The following is a 15,693-nucleotide window of genomic DNA, read 5'->3' on the forward strand; positions in this document are numbered from 1 at the left end:
TATTCAGCAGTGTTTTAGAACACGCCGCGGATCTTCTTGCCGAAGTCGGAGACGGTCACGTCGCGGGAGTCCACGTCCTGGTCGTTGTAGAAGGAGGTGTCCTCGGAGAGACGGCCGGTCTGGGTGACCTTCATGTAGTTGTACAGGCGGCCTTCCTTGGTCTTTCCGTCGCCGAAGGAGAAGGCGCCCAGCAGCATCTCGTCGCCTGCGAGGATCGGGTTGGACAGGGTGACCTCGAAGGTGCGGATGCCGCGGTCGAAGTCGTAGCCCAGGTCGCGGATGTGGGTGCCGTTGTACTGGGTGGTGGTGATCAGGCGGTCAACGCCCTCCGGGCCCGCCTCGGTGCCGACCTCGACGCGGAAGGTCAGGGCCGGGAATTCGCCCCAGTAGCGCTTCGCGCCGGTGTTCTTCACGCGCAGTGCGACGGAGCCAGCGGCGCCGGGCACCTTCCAGGAGGAGGTGGTGAAGTACGGCTGGAGGTCCAGGTCGCGCTGGGCATCTGCCTGCTTATCGACGACTTCGTTGACCTCGTCAGCAGCATTCTCCTCCACCTCGGTGATGACCTCGGCGCCTTCGTTCGCGATGTCGTTGTTGGTCACGTCGGTGGCTTCGTCGTTGTCGACCGTGGTGACGTCGTCAAGGTTTGCGCCCGTCTCGATCTTCTTGACGTCCTCGTTGTACGCCGGGTTCGGGTTCTCCACGGTGTCGGTGACCTGTGCGCCCTTGTTCGGTGCCCAGGAGCCGGCCGGGGTGGAGTAGTTCTTGACGCGGACCTCGTTCTTGACCGGCATGTTGGCGATCCACGCGGTCGGGGTTGCCCAGGTGCCGTTCGGGCGGCAGCGCTGCTGGGTGCCGGTCATGGTGACGGTGCGGAAGCCGTAGGTGGCCTCGCCGGTGTTGCCGGCCGGCACGTCGTACGGGCCGACAGTCTGGCCGACGTTCCAGGACAGCTCAGCGGAGACGTCCCAACCGAGCGACTTGGCCAGGGAGTAGCCGATGTTGCCCTGCATGCCGTCTTTGGAGCCGGAGCCGCCGAGCGTCAGGGTCTCGGTCTTGGAGCCGTTGACGGAGGCGGAGATGGTCTGGGTGCGGGACAGGTCCTGGGACAGCGGGATGTCGCTGTCGGTGAGGTTGGTGGTGGAGATGGTGCCCACCGGCAGGAAGTTGTCCTTGACCTTGTAGACGATGGTGCGGTAGTCCTCGGTGGAGTTGCACACCGGACGCGGGTTGAGGATGTTGGCCTTCAGGTGGTCTGAGCCGCGGTAGGTGTGGATGATCGGCAGTGCGGAGTTGGTTGCCGGGGTCTCCGGGTAGGACTCTTCGAAGGTCTGGGCGGTGGCGGTGATGCCGGAGCCTGCGATTGCGACAGCGGCGACGGCTGCGATCGCGGCCTTGGCGGCGCCAGCGATGCGGAATACGCGCATTGGGCGTTCCTTTCGGGGAAACAATTGTGGGAATTTCAAGGGGGGCGGGCTTCTCAACCTCTCAGCGAGGAGCTCTCATACAACACCTAGTCAACTGCCAAGGAAGCGTCATAATATTGTTGAACAATCCACCCAATCCGGGGGCAAACTAAAGTGATTGTCACGTCACAAAAGCCTGCTTACCAGTATTAACACTGCTATATGTGGGTAAAACCCCGACGCAATCTATCGCGCTATTTAAATGCAGTCACACGTCGCCCAAACCGGTGTCTCAGGTCCCTCTTGGAATTTGTTCAGCCTTGAAGCTTCCTGCGGCCACTGAAATTAAGCGACTAATCATCTCATCGGCGGGCGGATAAGAACGTTATTCCAAATTTAACTTGACTAAAAACAAGATCGGGTTAAGATTGGTAATCAAGCAATAAGGCGACTAATTCCCAATTAGGGAGAGAAAGGAACAATTGTCCCATGGATAACCTAAACCTCAGCGGCTACAAGCCGTACACGGAAGTGCTGGCCCAGATGACGCAGCGAGCAAACGGACGCCGAACCTACATCGTGGCGCTGCCGCTGCACCTGCTCAGCCAGTACGTCCCTATCCCGGACCCGGAAAAGCCGTTCGCCGGCAACCGCCGTGTGAACAAGCGTCACGCCACCAAGTTCGGTGAATACTGGCGCGCAAACGACACATGGACTGCACCGCCGCTGCTCGTGGATACGACCATGCCGCTGGACAAGGGCTTTGACTCGATCTTTGACGTCGGCGGAGTCGCGGTCGGTAAGTTGAAGATCCATCGCAATGCCTCGTCCGAGTTTGCCATTCTGGACGGTCAGCACCGCATTCTTGGTTGGAAACTCATGGAGGATCAGCTGGCTAAGGAGTACAAGGAGGCGCGCGCTGAACTCAAAAAGGCAGAAGCGGACGGGAACGCAGACGAGCTTTCTGCTGTGCAGAAGAAACTCGAGGAGATTGAGGCGGCGCAGCTTCGCTTCGAAACCGAGTTTGTCACGCTCGAGATCATGCAGGGGGTGAGCGAGGAAGACCACAAGCAGGCCTTCAACGACATCGCCACCAACGCGCGAGGAATTACCAAGTCCGTGACGGTGTCTTTCGACCGCCGCAGCATGATCAACCGCATTGCTGTGGAGGTTGCGGAAAGCATCGAGTTCCTCGCTGACCGCGTGGACTGGGAGAAAGACCGCGTTGCGGGCAAGAACGAAAACGTGATCTCCGGCAAAAACCTGGCCGACATTGTCCGCCACCTTGCGTTGGGCATCGACGGCCGAATGACAAACCGCAGAGAAGACAGCATGAGCGAGGAGCGAATCGCTGATCTGGTTGAGGTGTTCTTCGAGCTGCTGCTTGACACCTTCCCGCAGCTGCAGGACCTGGATGCCGAAGATACTTCGCCGATCGAGCTGCGAGAAAAGGACATGATCACCTCGGCCACGGTGCTGCGAGTGCTCGCGGGAGTGTTCCACGCTCTCGCCGTGGATATCTCGGATGAGAGCAACCCGAAACTCGACAAAAAGGGTCTAGAGGAGGCGCGCGAGCTTTTCGAGGCGCTGAGCGGGCACACCGGCCTGCCCCTGGATCGTCGCTGGCTGGATACCGGGTTCTTCCCGGAAAACGCTAAGGCACCTAGCTCCCGCGCGCAGGATCTACGTGGGTTGACCAACCTGCTGGTCCAGTGGGCGCGGCAAGGCGAGATCTTTGCGCCGTCCAAGGCCGCAGACGCCTAACCCCCACCAACGCAAAAATCGGATTGTGGCAAATATTTGCCACAATCCGATTTCACACATCCCCCGGGGAAGGGAACTACCGCCAACCCATAGTCATCAGCAGGCCGAGGATCATGCCCGAAAAGCCGATGGCGTAGTTCCACGGCCCGAGCTGGCCGAGCCACGCCAGCTGGTCGCCGGCGAGGTAGTAGAGGATGAGCCACGCCAGGCCGAGGAGCATCAGCCCGAACATGATCACCTTGTACCACATCGGGGTGCCGCCGGTGTTGACCTTGACCGGGGTACGCGTGGTGCCGGTGGAGGTGCTGCTAGCTGGGCGGATGGGGTCTTTGGTTACTTTTGCTTTAGGCATGTGCGCTCCCTTGGTGTGTGCGGGCTCAGCCGTCTCCGGCGGCTAAAGCCCTAGCCCGCGCTGCACGTTCCGCAGCGCGTTGTTCGCGTTCTGGGGTTGAACTGTATCAGCCTGCCCTGCAGCCGCGTTATTTTGCGGGATGAGTTTGCCGGCGTCGAACTTCCACAGGTTGTAGCCGATGGCTTGGTCCTTGCGGATGGTTTCGCCGGCGGCGACTTCCTGGTGGCCGATCATGCCGTCGTCGACGAGTGCGCCGGTGGGCACCGGCGGGCCAGGTACGAGGCGGCCGTTCCAGCCGGCGTCGCGGAGTGCCTTTTCGGCCTCCTCCGGGCTTTGGCGGGTGATCTCCGGCATGTTCATGAGCATGCCGTTGGATACGCGCAGCTCGATGGTGGTGCCGGATTCGACGTCGGTGTTTTCACCGGCGACGGCGAGCACCTGCCCCTCGGGTTTGGTCGAGTCCACGCTGGTGACGGTGGAGCGCAGCTGCAGGGAGGACAGGGTGGCGGTGGCCTGCTCGACGTTCAGCCCCACCAGGGACGGCACCTGCACCATCTCCGGTCCGGAGGAGACGGTGATGGCGATGCGTGAGCCCTTGGCAATCTGGGTGCCGCCAGCGGGTTGCTGCGACAGGATCACGCCTTCTTCGATGTTGTCGCTGGATTCGCGGCGCACGTTGGGGTTGAGTTCCAGCCCGGCCTTCTTCAGCTCTTCGATGGCTTCTTCGGCGGTCAGGTTGGTCACGTCCGGCACGTCGGTCATTTCCTTGCCGGAGGAGACGGTCAGCGTGATCTGCGTGCCGCGCTTGAGCTCGGAGCCTGCGGCGGGGTTGGTGGAGATGACGTTGCCGCGCTTGATGTCGGGGCTGGGTTCTTCCATGACGGAGACGGCGAAGCCGAGGTGCTCGAGTTCGCGGACGGCGTCGTTGCGCGGTATGTCCGCGAGTTCGGGCACGGGCACCATTTCCTCTTTGACCACCTCAGAGGTCTCGTTGTTCACGGAGAAGTAGTCGTAGACGAACCAGCACACCGCACCCGCGAGCAGCAGGCCGAGCAGCGCGGAGAGCCACTTGAGCCAGTTGGAGGAGGTTTTTTCGTTGGCGGCGCGGTGGTCGGCGTAGCGCGTGTGCCCGGAGGCGGCAGATGCTTCGCGACGCACCACAGGTTCGCGCACCACATCCCCAACCACGACGGTGTGGTCCTGGGACGGCGGGTATTGGGAATCGATGGCGTGGGAGCCTGCGTCCTCTTCCGCGGCGGCGAGGTGGTTGCGGGCGGCGGTGGTGACGCTGCCGCGCTCCAAAAGCGCGAGGTCGTTGCCCATTTCGTCGGCGGTTTGGTACCGGTCGGCGGGGTGTTTCGCCATCGCGGTGAGGATGACGGAGTCGACGTTGACGGCCTCGTTGTCCGACAGCGGCGCGGTGATCCGCTCGGACGGCGGCACCGGGTCTTCCTGGACGTGCTGGTAGGCCACGGCGAAGGGGGATTCGCCCTCGAACGGCGGGACCCCGGTGACGGATTCGTACATCACGCAGCCGAGCGCGTAGACGTCGCTGCGCGCGTCGGCGGCCTTGCCGCGGGCCTGCTCGGGGGAGAGGTACTGCGCGGTGCCGATGACGGCGGAGGTTTGCGTCATGGCGGAGGTGGAATCATCCAGCGCACGCGCGATGCCGAAGTCCATGACTTTCACGGCACCGGTGTTGGTGACCATGATGTTGGCGGGTTTGATGTCGCGGTGGATGATGCCGGCGTCGTGGCTGGCCTGCAGCGCGCGGGTGACCGGCAGCAGCAGTTTCGCGGCGCGCTCGGGGCTCAGCGGGCCTTCGTTGCGCACGATGTCGCGCAGGTTCATGCCGTGGACGAGTTCCATGACAATGTAGGGCACGTCCACGCCGGAGGTTTCCACGGAGCCGGTGTCGTAGACCGAGACGATGTTGGGGTGGTTCAGGCGCGCGGAGTTTTGCGCTTCGCGGCGGAAGCGTTCGCGGAAGTTTTCGTCGCGCGCCATGTCGATCTTCAACATCTTCACGGCAACTTCGCGCCCAAGGGACACGTCGGTGGCGGCATACACGTCCGACATGCCGCCGGTGCCGATGATGTCGCCGAGTTCGTACCGGTCCGCGATCAGCATTTACCTGCCACCTCCGAGCAAGCTATCAAGGTTGGGCAATTCTATCGCAGGGGCAGGCTCGTTCGTGACCTCGGGCTGATTGCCTATCGACGTCGCACCTTCCGGCGCCCCACCCTGCTGCGTCGGAGTCGCCGCGGACGGCTGCTCCGGCGCGGAAGTTTCGGGGGCGGGCGCCTCGGCGGACGGTTCCGCCGGGGCGGGGGCGTTGTCGGCCTCGGACTCCTCGAAGCGCAGGGTGCCCGGGTTGCGCGGCTCTGTGATCGTGGTGCGCTCGCGCTCGGTGGTGGTTTCGGTGACCGGTTCTTCCGTGTCTTCTTCCTCCGGCGTCGGGGTGGTCTCGCTCATGGTGGGGCGCGGGGTGGTGGGGGTGCCGCCGCCGGTGAAGCGGTCGAACACGCCCTCGGTGTAGGCCCATGCGGTGCCGCCTGCAAGGAGCGCAAGCAGCAGAATCGCGGAGATGACCGGGCCTGCCTTCGACGACTTCTTGTCCGGTTCGTGTTCGCGGGGCGCTGGTGTCGCGGCGCGGGAGGGGGCGGGGGGAGCCGGAGGACGTCGAGAAGCAACGGCCCTTGCGGCGGACGGCGGGTAGGCGCCCTCGGGGCGGGAGGTGCGCTCCTCGGCGACGCTGGCCAGCATCTGGGTGGACGCGGTCGCGGACGGCTCGGTGGCCACGACCTGGGTGTGGCCGCCGGGCTGGGCGGGACGCAGGCCCTGGCGGACCTGGGAGATGGCCAGCTGAAACTCGTTGCCGTCGCGGAAGCGCTGACCGGGGTCTTTGCGCAGGGCGATCTCGATGAGCTCGCGCGCCGGGGCCGACACAGAAATCGGCAGGGCTGGCGGCTCGGCGGAGACGTGCGCGAGCGCCACCGACACCGACGAGTCGCCGGTAAACGGGCGCTTGCCGGAGAGCAGCTCGTAGCCCACCACGCCGAGCGAGTACACGTCGGAAGCCGCGGTGACCTTCATGCCCTGGGCCTGCTCTGGGGAGACGTACTGGGCGGTGCCCACCACCATGCCGGTGCGGGTCAGCGGCACGGCCGCGGCGGCCTTGGCGATGCCGAAGTCCGTGATCTTGACCTGCCCGTGCTGGGTGAGCATGAGGTTGCCCGGCTTGATGTCGCGGTGCACCAGCCCCATGCGGTGGATCACGGCGAGGCCGTGGGCGGCCTGCTCGAGCACGTCGAGAGCCAGCGCCTCATCCAGCTGGCCTTCGCGGGCGATGAGGTCCGCGAGCGACTCGCCGCGGATGTACTCCATGATGATGTAGCAGACGGTGAAGCCCGCGTCGGTGTCTGCCTCGCGGTAGTCGTAGGTGGCCACCACGTTGTCGGAGTTGATGCCCTGGGCGCTCAACGCCTCGTTGCGGAAGCGGGCGAGGAACTCCGCGTTGGAACTGAACTCGGGGCGCAGCACCTTGATGGCCACCTCGCGCTCGTTGGCCAAGTCGTCTGCCAGCCACACGGTGGACATGCCGCCGTGGCCGATGATCCACTGCAGCTGGTAGCCGTCGCCGACGAGCTGTTGCAGGTCCTCGCGGTTTTCGGTGTTCATCTACTGTGCTCCTTCCACGGGTGCGGGGGCGGCGGGTGCTGCGCGCAGCACGGCGCGTCCGATCGGGCCGGCGACTTGGCCGCCGGTGGCTGCCTCGCCGAGGTTGCCGCCGTTTTTCACCACCACGGCAACGGCGACGTCCTTGGCCGGGTCGAACGCCACGTACCACACGTGCGGGGCGGCGCCTTCGGCGTGCTCGGCCGTGCCGGTCTTGGAGGCGAAGCCGTTGCCGTCGTAGCCCCACGTCCACCGCTCGGACGCGAACATCAAGTCCGTGATCGTCGCGGCTTCTTCTTCCGTTACGGCCTCGTTGAGCTCCACCGGCTCGGTTTCGTGCAGGACCTTGCCGTCGGCGTTGCGCACCTGCCGCACCACGTGCGGTTCCATGCGCTTGCCCTTATTTGCGATGGTCGCAGACATCATCGCGGCTTGCAGCGCGGTCATGGTCACATCGCGCTGGCCGATGGCGGATTGAGCCACCTCGGCGCCGCCGGGCAGCTCGCCCAGCGAGCCGGCCGCATTCGGCAAACCCAGGTTGTAGCGCTCGCCCACGCCGAAGCGGGCGGCGGCGTCACGCAGCGCGTCCGGGCCGGCGGCAAGGCCCATCTGCACGAACGCGGTGTTGCACGACAGGGCGAACGCGGTGCGCAGCGGCACCTGCCCGCCGCCGGCGCAGGCCTGGCCGCCGTAGTTGGTCAGTGGGATGTTGTCCGTGCCCGGCAGAATCGTCTGCGCCTCGCCGGTCAGCGGCGATTCCGGCGTGAAACCGTTTCGCAGGCCCGCGGCGGTGGTGATGATCTTGAAAATCGAGCCCGGCGGCAGCTGCTCCTGCGCCGCGTGGTTGAGCAGCGGGTTCGACGGGTTGCCGGTGGCCTCGGCCCAGGCGCCCTCAGCGGTGGCCGGGTTGGCGATGCCGTTGGGGTCAAAGCTGGGGGTGGAGGCCATGGAGAGCACCTCGCCTGTCGACGCCCTCACGGCCACCACCGCACCATCAAAGCCCGGGTTGGCCAGCTGGTCGTACGAGAAGGCCTGCAGGTTCGGGTCCAGCGTCAGGTCGACGGTGTCGCCCTTCTTGCCGTCCTCGAGCCCAGTGCGCAGGAAACGCGAGGCGGTGCCGGAATCGCCGGTGAGGTCGCCGTTGTGGGTGGCTTCCAGCTGGGAGGTGCCGAACTGGTCGGAGACAAACCCCACGATCGGCGCGAACGACCACGGCATGTTCGGGTAACCGCGCTGGTAGAAGCCGGTCTCCTCGTTGCGGTAGCTTTGCGCCAGCACGGTCTCGCCCGCGACGATGTCGCCGCGGTTGGTGCGCTTGAGGTCCATGAGGATGCGCGAGTTGTGCTGGTTCTGCGCGTACTCGTCTTCGCGCATTCCCTGCACCACGGTGAAGTTGACTAGAAGCGCCGCGATCATCAGCAGCGCAACCACGGCGCCGTAGCGGATGGACTTGTTCATCGTGCACCCACCACCTCAGGGCGCGCGGTGCCCGCTGCGACGGCGTCGTAGTCCGCGGGGCGGTTCGCGCTGTTGGAGATACGCAGCAGCAGCCCCAGCAGGATGTAGTTGGCCATCACGGACGAGCCGCCGGCGGACATGAACGGCGTGGTCAGGCCCGTCATGGGCAGCATGGCGGACACGCCGCCGGCGACCACGAAGATCTGGATGACAATGGTCAGCGCCAGTCCGGAGGCAAGCAGCTTGCCGTAGGAGTCGCGCGCCTGCATGGCGGTGCGGAACCCGCGGGTGATAAACACCGCGAACAGGCACAGCACCGCGGCGATGCCCACAAAGCCCAGCTCCTCGCCGATGGCGGCCAGGATGTAGTCGGAGTGCGCCACGGGCACCAGCTCCGGGTGCCCGTAGCCCAGGCCGGTGCCGGTGATGCCGCCCCAGCTCAGGCCGATCAGGGCGTTGGCGGGCTGGTTGCCAATGCCGTCGAAGTCCGCGAACGGGTCGATGAAGTTGGACACGCGCTCCTGGATCTTGGAGCTGACCTGGTAGACCGCGTAGCCGCCCACGGCCACTAGGCCCACGCCGATGAACAGCCAGGAAGCGCGGCCGGTGGCAAAGTAGACCATGCCCAGCACGGTGGCGAAGAGCAGCAGCGCCGGGCCGAAGTCGTTGGAGATGCCCATGATCAAAATCGCGATCGCCCACACAATGAGGATGGGCGCGAGGTCGCGGATGCGCGGGAAGGTCATGCCCAAAAAGCGCTTGCCGGCCACGGTGAACAGGGCGCGCTTCTGCGCCAGCAGCTGGGCGAAGAAGATCAAAAGCAGGATCTTGGAAAACTCGCCGGGCTGGATGGAAAACGGACCTAACCACAGCCAGATGCGCGCCTCCTCGTACCCCGGGGGCTGCGGCCACACCAGCGGCAGGGCCAAAAGGATCAGGCCGACTAGGCCCAGCAGGTAGGAGTAGCGCGACAGGGACTTATGGTCGCGGATGACAATCAGGGTCAGCACCATCAGCCCCACGCCGACCAAGGACCACAGCATCTGGCGCTCCGCCAGCGGGCCGTAGCCGGGGCGTTCTGCCAGGTCGAGGCGGTAGATCACCACCAGGCCCACGGCGTTGAGCAGCGCGACCACGGGCAGCATCACCTGGTCCGCGTGCGGCGCCAAAAACGCGATGGCCACGTGCGCGATGGCGTAGACGCCCATGAACCCGCCGATGATGTAGAGCATCTCGGTGGACAGGGTGCGCCCTTGGCTCGTCTCTAAGCCGAAGAGCATCAGCGCAAGAAGGCCTGTGGCGAATAGCAGGAGGAGCAGCTCGCGGCTGCGGGAAACTAGCCGGCTCATCGCACCTCCCGGCACTTGCCTTCGTCGGCGCTCTTCTTGTCCGTGCACGCCGGAAGCGCCTGATCCGCCAACTCATTCAGCTTGGCTAATACATCGTCGTAGGAGCCGGTGACTTCTGCGACCTCGCGCTTGTCCTGCGGCAGGTCTTCGGTGGAGAAGATGCTGCAATCGCCAGGCTTGGTGTCCTTGGCAATCACGCGCAGGTCGCCCTTGGTGTTCAGGCAGGCGCGCTGAATGTCCTCGGTTTTCGCGTCCGCGAACAGGTTGTCGCGGGTGGTGTGCTGCACCACAAACTCGCCGGAGTCCTGCACCTTCAGCGCGTACTCGTCGGTGGCGCGGGACTGCGACCACATCACGCCCGCCACCGCGAGCACCAGCAGAAGCACAAGCGTTGCGACGACCCAAGGCCACACCGACGACGGCTGATTCTTCCCTGCGACGCCGACAGCGCCGCTAGTGTGGTCCTCCTCGTCGTCGCCGGAATCGGCGTCTTGGAGCTTGGCCCGGTTGTGGTCCGGGGTGATGGTCTCGGACTTGCGCAGCAGCGCTGCGGCGCGCGACGCCGCGGAGTCCGGGTGGGAGGACTCGTAGCCCGGGTCCAGCGCGCCGGCCTTGACCACGGCGCGGTTCTCCCTGGTCTCGTCACCCTCGGTGGCCTCCACGACCTCCGCCACCACCACGGTGACGTTGTCCGGCCCGCCGGAGCGCAGCGCCAGCTCGATCAGGCGGTTCGCCGCCATCTCCGGGGTTCCGTCTCCGAGCGCGAGCTGGATGGTCTGCTGGGTCACCGGGTCGCTCAACCCGTCGGAGCACAGCAGGATCCGATCGTCCGGCTTGACCTGGATCAGCTCCAGGTACGGCTCCACGGCCCGGCCGGTGTACGCCTTCAAGATCAACGACTTCTGCGGATGCGAGGAGACGTCCTCGGGCGCGAGTTTGCCGTCGTTGACCAGCGACTGGACGAAGGTGTCGTCGACGGTGAGCTGGCGGAGCTCGCCGTCGCGAAGCAGATAGCCCCTGGAGTCGCCCACGTGGATCAGGCCGAGCTCGCGGCCGTTGAACATCGTCGCGGTCAGGGTGGTGCCCATGCCGGCCTGCTCGGGGTGCTCGGCCACGGACGCCTCGATGGCGGCGTTGCCGTCCTCGGCCGCCGCGCCCAAAAGCGCGAGCATGTCCGCGTCTTCGGGGTCGCGGTCCAGGTGCTCGAGGTGCTCGACCATGAGCTGGCTGGCCACCTCGCCGGCGGCGTGGCCGCCCATGCCGTCCGCAAGCACGAGCAGGTGCGGGCCCGCGTATGCGGAGTCCTCGTTGTTGGCGCGGACCAGGCCGCGGTCGGACACGGCCACGAAATCTAGCGCGAGCTTCACGGCATCAGCCTCACAATCGTGCGTCCCATCTTCATGTCCGTGCCCACGGTCACCCGCTCAGGCTGGTCAATGCGCACCCCGTTGACGAAGGTGCCGTTGCGCGAATCCAGGTCCTCCACGAACCAGTCGCTGCCCCTGCGGAACAGGCGCGCGTGGCGCGAGGAGGCGAAGTCGTCGCCCAGCTGGAAATCGTTGTCTCCCGCTCTACCAACAGTCAAGTCTTCTAAGCTGGCAATTTCCATGTGGGAGCCTTGCAGCGGCCCCTCAACTACCGCAAGGGTGCGGGCCTTCTCCCTGGGGGCGGGGGCGGAAGCACTTGCTTGACGACGCACCGTGCCACCCGCCGACACCACATCCTTCCTCTGCGTCCACATCACAAGGAAAATGAACACCCAGAGCAAGGCCAGAAGGCCGAAGCGGGCGCTGAGGATCATGGTCGAATCCATGGCAAACCCTTCTTACGGGCGGAAGTATTCGGTGCTGGGGTGCGCCACCGAGTCCGTGAACTCCGGCTGGTTGGCGCTGGCCTGCGGCTGGTCCTCACCGCCGATGATGCGGACCTCAATGCTGGAATGGCCCAGCGTGATCACGTCGCCGTCCGCCAACATCCAGTTTTCCACCGGCTCGTCGTTGACCGTGGTGCCGTTGGTGGACTGCAGGTCCACCAGCACCGCCACCTGGCCGTCCCAGGTGATCTCCGCGTGCTGGCGCGAGACGCCGGTGTCCGGCAGGCGGAAGTCCGAATCGTTGGAGCGGCCCAGGATGTTGGAGCCCTCGTGGACCAGGTACGTGCGCGACGAGCCGTCCTGAAGCAGCAGGCTCACCGTGGCCGCATCGGGGTTGGCAGCGGCCTGCGGGTCCTGCGGCTGGTTGGAATTAGGTTCGGACATTGCATCCTCCTTCAATTGCGAGCGCGAGGCCTTGCGCTTCTTCGGCTCCGCCACAATGGCGTCGAAGCCGCTGACCACATCCGGCATGGTGTCGATGTAGCTAGACACCCGGAGCTGGCCAGTGCGCAGACCCGACTCCTCCGCGATACGCACAACAACAGGGCCATCCAAAAACCACTGCTTGTTGCGCACGTAGCGCATGAGTTGATCGGCGAGGTCCACAGGAAGATCGCGGTTCTGCGACAGGTTCTCCAAGTCCTTCGAAGACACACCCACCGCGTACACGTTCGGGGCGACGTACTCGTCCTTATCCGTGACCACCAGCGAGTCCTGGGCCTCCTGCTTGACCAGCTCCTCAATTTCTTCAGGCACAACCTTGCCGCCGAACAGCGCCGCCATGGAATTGTCCAAGCCGCGCTGCAGAGAACTGTCCAGCTTTGCCAGCCTGTCCATCACTGCCATTTCCTGCGCACCTCCTTTCTTCACATCAGAATTTAAGTAACCCGGACAGTATAGGTGCCGCACCCGACACCACCTATCCGCGCAGCGTGTCGGCCCCGTTTTTTAGCCGGGGTAAAAGGCGGTGTGCGCTGGCGATTTGTAGTTTTTGTGAGGTGCGTTCTATATTAATCAAGTCGCCCGCCCGGGTGGCGGAATTGGCAGACGCGCTGGCTTCAGGTGCCAGTGTTCGCAAGAACGTGGGGGTTCAAGTCCCCCCCCGGGCACAAACTAAGTCTCGAGACACCGTTCCTACGGTGTCTCGAGATTTTTCTTTTTCGGTGTGCCCCGGGGAGTGGTGGGGCTGGCTCCTAGGTGGACTGATGCGGAAGCAGCCTAGGGATCGCCGAGTTCGGCGGCTCGAGATGCAGAGGCAGGGCCATTGCTTATCGACGAGCGCTCCGTTGCCGCTTTCGGCTTTCGCGTAACGCATGGCGGAACGATGTCTCGAGAGATGGTTTTTCACACCGGCGGGCACTTTCCACACGTGGGCTCCTCTGACGTCTCCTCCGCTGGTTCCTCGGAGGGCAGCTCGAACTAGCACCCTTCTGAGCTAGGCGCGTACAACCCCGGCAGGCTGGACCCCCAGCCCGCCGGGGTTTTTCGCTCCCTCCCGTCCGCCTCTTCCCGCAAACCAGGAGCAAGCACCCACTGACAACTCCGGCCTTGCTCCGGGGCGCGTGCTCAGGGTCTGCGGAGTATGTCGACGGCCTCCTGCAGGTCCGGCGGCAGCGCCACGGCGCGCCCCGGGCCGGTCGGCGTGTAACCCTTCGGCTTGACCTGCACGGGAAGCAAGCTCCGGGCGCCAGGCCAGGCGTTGCGGATGCGCTGGATCAAGTCGGCTTCGTCGCCCCAGAAGTCCTCGGTGTAGAAGTGCAAAACCTTGTACCCGCGCTCGGCGAGCCAGTCATCGCGCACACGCTGCTTGCGCAGTACTTCGTGGGGGACCTTCTCGTACTTTTCCCAGCCGTCGACTTCCACGACGAGGTTGTCGCCGATGAGGAAGTCCACCCGATACCGCCCGATCGCCGCCTGGGCGCGGTACGGAACCCCGTGGGCGTCGAGGATCAGACGCAGGAGGGACTCGTAGGGCGAATCCGAAAGTCTGCTGGCCAGCGGGAGCGCTTTCCGGGCGCTGGCGATGCCTTTCGTGCCGGCCAGTCGGGCGATGGTGGCGCGGAACTGGTACAGAAGCTCCTGGTAAAGCTGGTCGCCGTGGCCGGAGAGCACGCTGTCTATCGCTATGACGCCTTCGCGCACGCCGCGTTCGCGGGCAATGTCGACGGCGGTGCGGATCGCGTTGGTGTAGCGCACGGGCCCGTCGTGGATGATGTCGGCCTCCGGGATTTGGCGATAGCGGTACTCGTACCCGGTCCAGTCCCCGCTGAGGGAGTGCGGCTGTCCGTTGGGCACCGCGAGTGTGACGGGCTCGTTGCGCGCGATGGTCCACACGCCGTTGAGCCTCGCAGCTGAGCACCCGATGAGCACCGCCCGTCTGCTCTGACACCCCGCGGCGTAGCACTTCAGAAACGCCCGCTCATACTCCTTGAGGTGCTTCCACGTCTCGGCGCAGAAGTACATGGACTTCGTCAGCTGCACCAGTTGGCCTTCGCTGATGCGCCGGTGCGTCTCAGTGTCTACCGACGACACCCTCCGCACGTCGACGAGCTTTTCCCGCAGCTCTTTCTTGCGCATGTCTTTCATTAGCCCCCCTTTGACTAGTTACCCCGCTGCGGAGATTACCGCAGTCGCACCATTCCCGCCCGCGCTCCCACAAACCAGGAGCAAGCACCCAAGAGGATGGGTCAAAAACGACCTTGCTCTGGGATACGTCCTCCTGGTTTGCGGGAAAGAGGCGGGAAGAGGCGGGGAAGGCACCAAAACCACCCACCCAGAACCAGCCACGCGCCGTTAGGGTGGGGGCGTGTTTAGGCAACGTGAGATCGTCGTAAGGCAAACGAAGGCCCTGGGCCGCGACACGTTCGCGATCGAGGGCCCGGGCGGGGAGCTGCTGGGCACGGCCAGGCAGACGCTGAAGATGAGCGACCTGGTTAAGGCGTCGCGCGGGGTGGAGGTCTTCGACTCGGCCGGCGCGCACGTGCTGAGCATCGAGGACCCGGTGAACTTCATCCGCGACAAGTACGTGGTGCACCAGGTCAACCCGCCGCTGGAGCTGGCGCGGCTGACGCAGCGGTTCGCGTGGATCGGCGCGAAGTTCGACGTGGAGGTCGCGGGTTTTCCCAACGTGGAAATCACGGGCCAGGCGTTTCAGCTGAATTACACGCTGACCAGCCAGGGCCGCCCGCTCGCGACCGTGGACGCGGAGTATTCCGGCATGGGGCGGATGCTGATGGGCAAGTCCAGCTACCGCGTGCGCATCGAGCCCGACCTGGACGAACGCCAGCACGCGGCGGTGATCGGCATCGCGTTGGCCATCGATATGCGCCGCGCCAAGATGCGCAGAAACTCGGGTTAGAGGGGGCTTTTTGCTTTGCGACGGCGCCCTGCCGCCGCAACGGGGGTAAAAAACGGGGGTAGTGGGGGATTCCGGATTGCTGAACAATCCGCGGATCCTTGAACAATCCAGCGGTTTTGATGCGTTTCTGAGAGAAAAGCCGGGGAAAATGCGAGCCCATGAGTTGTCCATGCAACCCAAACATGCAGGTAAACGTGAAATTGCCGGAAATCATGTTGGAAAACACCTTAGAGTGCATAACATGCAGTTCTGTCGGATTGTTGAACCATCTACGGGCGGCGGCAATTTGATCGTTGAACAATGCTGACGAAACCGCGCAACACCCCCGCAGATTGATGAACAATCCGCAGGCCACAACGGGTGAAAACGTTGAACAATCCGGAAAGAATGTTCAACGATTTAACCGATTTATCAGCCTGGGCGGAAGCGTTTTACCAGCGCATATTCGGTGCATAAAC

At 64.5% G+C, this 15,693-nt stretch carries 12 protein-coding genes and 1 tRNA gene; 3 read left to right on the forward strand and 10 right to left on the reverse strand.

What is annotated here, in order from left to right; genetic code table 11:
* Positions 1 to 14: 14 nt before the first annotated feature.
* Positions 15 to 1,424, reverse strand: a complete 1,410-nt coding sequence (locus HMPREF3151_RS10150) for a hypothetical protein (RefSeq protein ID WP_070475531.1) — start codon at positions 1,422 to 1,424, stop codon at positions 15 to 17.
* A 468-nt stretch (positions 1,425 to 1,892) separates the two neighbouring features.
* On the opposite strand from HMPREF3151_RS10150, the gene HMPREF3151_RS10155 reads away from it, so the two are divergent.
* Positions 1,893 to 3,167 (forward strand): DNA sulfur modification protein DndB, encoded by a 1,275-nt coding sequence (locus tag HMPREF3151_RS10155; RefSeq protein WP_070475534.1) that lies wholly within the window; start codon positions 1,893 to 1,895, stop codon positions 3,165 to 3,167.
* Positions 3,168 to 3,243: 76 nt separating this feature from the next.
* On the opposite strand, the gene crgA is transcribed toward HMPREF3151_RS10155, so the two are convergent.
* The 8 genes from crgA to HMPREF3151_RS10195 are packed head-to-tail and all read right to left on the reverse strand — an operon-like array spanning position 3,244 to position 12,723.
* Positions 3,244 to 3,519 carry a cell division protein CrgA gene (gene crgA, locus HMPREF3151_RS10160; protein WP_070475538.1) on the reverse strand — a complete coding sequence of 92 codons (276 nt, stop codon included), beginning with the start codon at positions 3,517 to 3,519 and terminating at the stop codon, positions 3,244 to 3,246.
* 42 nt (positions 3,520 to 3,561) lie between these two features.
* Positions 3,562 to 5,649: a Stk1 family PASTA domain-containing Ser/Thr kinase gene (gene pknB, locus HMPREF3151_RS10165; protein WP_070475540.1), complete on the reverse strand. Its 2,088-nt coding sequence runs from the start codon at positions 5,647 to 5,649 to the stop codon at positions 3,562 to 3,564.
* Positions 5,650 to 7,200 (reverse strand): serine/threonine-protein kinase, encoded by a 1,551-nt coding sequence (locus HMPREF3151_RS10170; protein WP_070475542.1) that lies wholly within the window; start codon positions 7,198 to 7,200, stop codon positions 5,650 to 5,652.
* Positions 7,201 to 8,655: a penicillin-binding transpeptidase domain-containing protein gene (locus HMPREF3151_RS10175; protein ID WP_070475545.1), complete on the reverse strand. Its 1,455-nt coding sequence runs from the start codon at positions 8,653 to 8,655 to the stop codon at positions 7,201 to 7,203.
* Positions 8,652 to 10,004 (reverse strand): FtsW/RodA/SpoVE family cell cycle protein, encoded by a 1,353-nt coding sequence (locus HMPREF3151_RS10180; protein ID WP_070475548.1) that lies wholly within the window; start codon positions 10,002 to 10,004, stop codon positions 8,652 to 8,654. The genes HMPREF3151_RS10175 and HMPREF3151_RS10180 overlap by 4 nt, the downstream gene beginning before the upstream one ends.
* The gene (locus HMPREF3151_RS10185) at positions 10,001 to 11,371 is read right to left on the reverse strand and encodes a PP2C family protein-serine/threonine phosphatase (RefSeq protein WP_070475550.1); all 1,371 of its coding nucleotides are present in this window, start codon (positions 11,369 to 11,371) and stop codon (positions 10,001 to 10,003) included. Before HMPREF3151_RS10185 ends, HMPREF3151_RS10180 begins: the two co-directional genes overlap by 4 nt.
* Positions 11,368 to 11,817: an FHA domain-containing protein FhaB/FipA gene (locus tag HMPREF3151_RS10190; RefSeq protein WP_070475553.1), complete on the reverse strand. Its 450-nt coding sequence runs from the start codon at positions 11,815 to 11,817 to the stop codon at positions 11,368 to 11,370. Before HMPREF3151_RS10190 ends, HMPREF3151_RS10185 begins: the two co-directional genes overlap by 4 nt.
* A 12-nt stretch (positions 11,818 to 11,829) precedes the next feature.
* A complete protein-coding gene (locus HMPREF3151_RS10195) occupies positions 11,830 to 12,723 on the reverse strand; it encodes a DUF3662 and FHA domain-containing protein (RefSeq protein WP_070475554.1) in 894 nt (297 codons plus the stop codon).
* A gap of 179 nt (positions 12,724 to 12,902) precedes the next feature.
* Between HMPREF3151_RS10195 and HMPREF3151_RS10200 the strand changes: the two genes are divergently transcribed.
* A tRNA-Leu gene (locus HMPREF3151_RS10200) sits at positions 12,903 to 12,986 on the forward strand.
* A gap of 457 nt (positions 12,987 to 13,443) precedes the next feature.
* On the opposite strand, the gene HMPREF3151_RS10205 is transcribed toward HMPREF3151_RS10200, so the two are convergent.
* Positions 13,444 to 14,463, reverse strand: a complete 1,020-nt coding sequence (locus HMPREF3151_RS10205; RefSeq protein ID WP_070475557.1) for an endonuclease domain-containing protein — start codon at positions 14,461 to 14,463, stop codon at positions 13,444 to 13,446.
* A gap of 220 nt (positions 14,464 to 14,683) precedes the next feature.
* Here HMPREF3151_RS10205 and HMPREF3151_RS10210 point away from each other — a divergent pair, with 220 nt between their 5' ends.
* The gene (locus tag HMPREF3151_RS10210; RefSeq protein ID WP_070475560.1) at positions 14,684 to 15,235 is read left to right on the forward strand and encodes an LURP-one-related/scramblase family protein; all 552 of its coding nucleotides are present in this window, start codon (positions 14,684 to 14,686) and stop codon (positions 15,233 to 15,235) included.
* Positions 15,236 to 15,693: the final 458 nt, after the last annotated feature.

Source organism: Corynebacterium sp. HMSC05H05 (assembly GCF_001807265.1).
In the GTDB taxonomy this organism is placed as follows: Bacteria; Actinomycetota; Actinomycetes; order Mycobacteriales; family Mycobacteriaceae; genus Corynebacterium.

Excerpts from the sequence above, each read along its gene's own strand:
- HMPREF3151_RS10205 (WP_070475557.1), bottom strand. The coding sequence starts at position 14,463 with ATGAAAGACATGCGCAAGAAAGAGCTGCGGGAAAAGCTCGTCGACGTG.
- crgA (WP_070475538.1), bottom strand. The coding sequence starts at position 3,519 with ATGCCTAAAGCAAAAGTAACCAAAGACCCCATCCGCCCAGCTAGCAGC.
- HMPREF3151_RS10180 (WP_070475548.1), bottom strand. The coding sequence starts at position 10,004 with ATGAGCCGGCTAGTTTCCCGCAGCCGCGAGCTGCTCCTCCTGCTATTC.
- pknB (WP_070475540.1), bottom strand. The coding sequence starts at position 5,649 with ATGCTGATCGCGGACCGGTACGAACTCGGCGACATCATCGGCACCGGC.
- HMPREF3151_RS10150 (WP_070475531.1), bottom strand. The coding sequence starts at position 1,424 with ATGCGCGTATTCCGCATCGCTGGCGCCGCCAAGGCCGCGATCGCAGCC.
- HMPREF3151_RS10175 (WP_070475545.1), bottom strand. The coding sequence starts at position 8,655 with ATGAACAAGTCCATCCGCTACGGCGCCGTGGTTGCGCTGCTGATGATC.
- HMPREF3151_RS10170 (WP_070475542.1), bottom strand. The coding sequence starts at position 7,200 with ATGAACACCGAAAACCGCGAGGACCTGCAACAGCTCGTCGGCGACGGC.
- HMPREF3151_RS10155 (WP_070475534.1), top strand. The coding sequence starts at position 1,893 with ATGGATAACCTAAACCTCAGCGGCTACAAGCCGTACACGGAAGTGCTG.
- HMPREF3151_RS10195 (WP_070475554.1), bottom strand. The coding sequence starts at position 12,723 with ATGGCAGTGATGGACAGGCTGGCAAAGCTGGACAGTTCTCTGCAGCGC.
- HMPREF3151_RS10190 (WP_070475553.1), bottom strand. The coding sequence starts at position 11,817 with ATGGATTCGACCATGATCCTCAGCGCCCGCTTCGGCCTTCTGGCCTTG.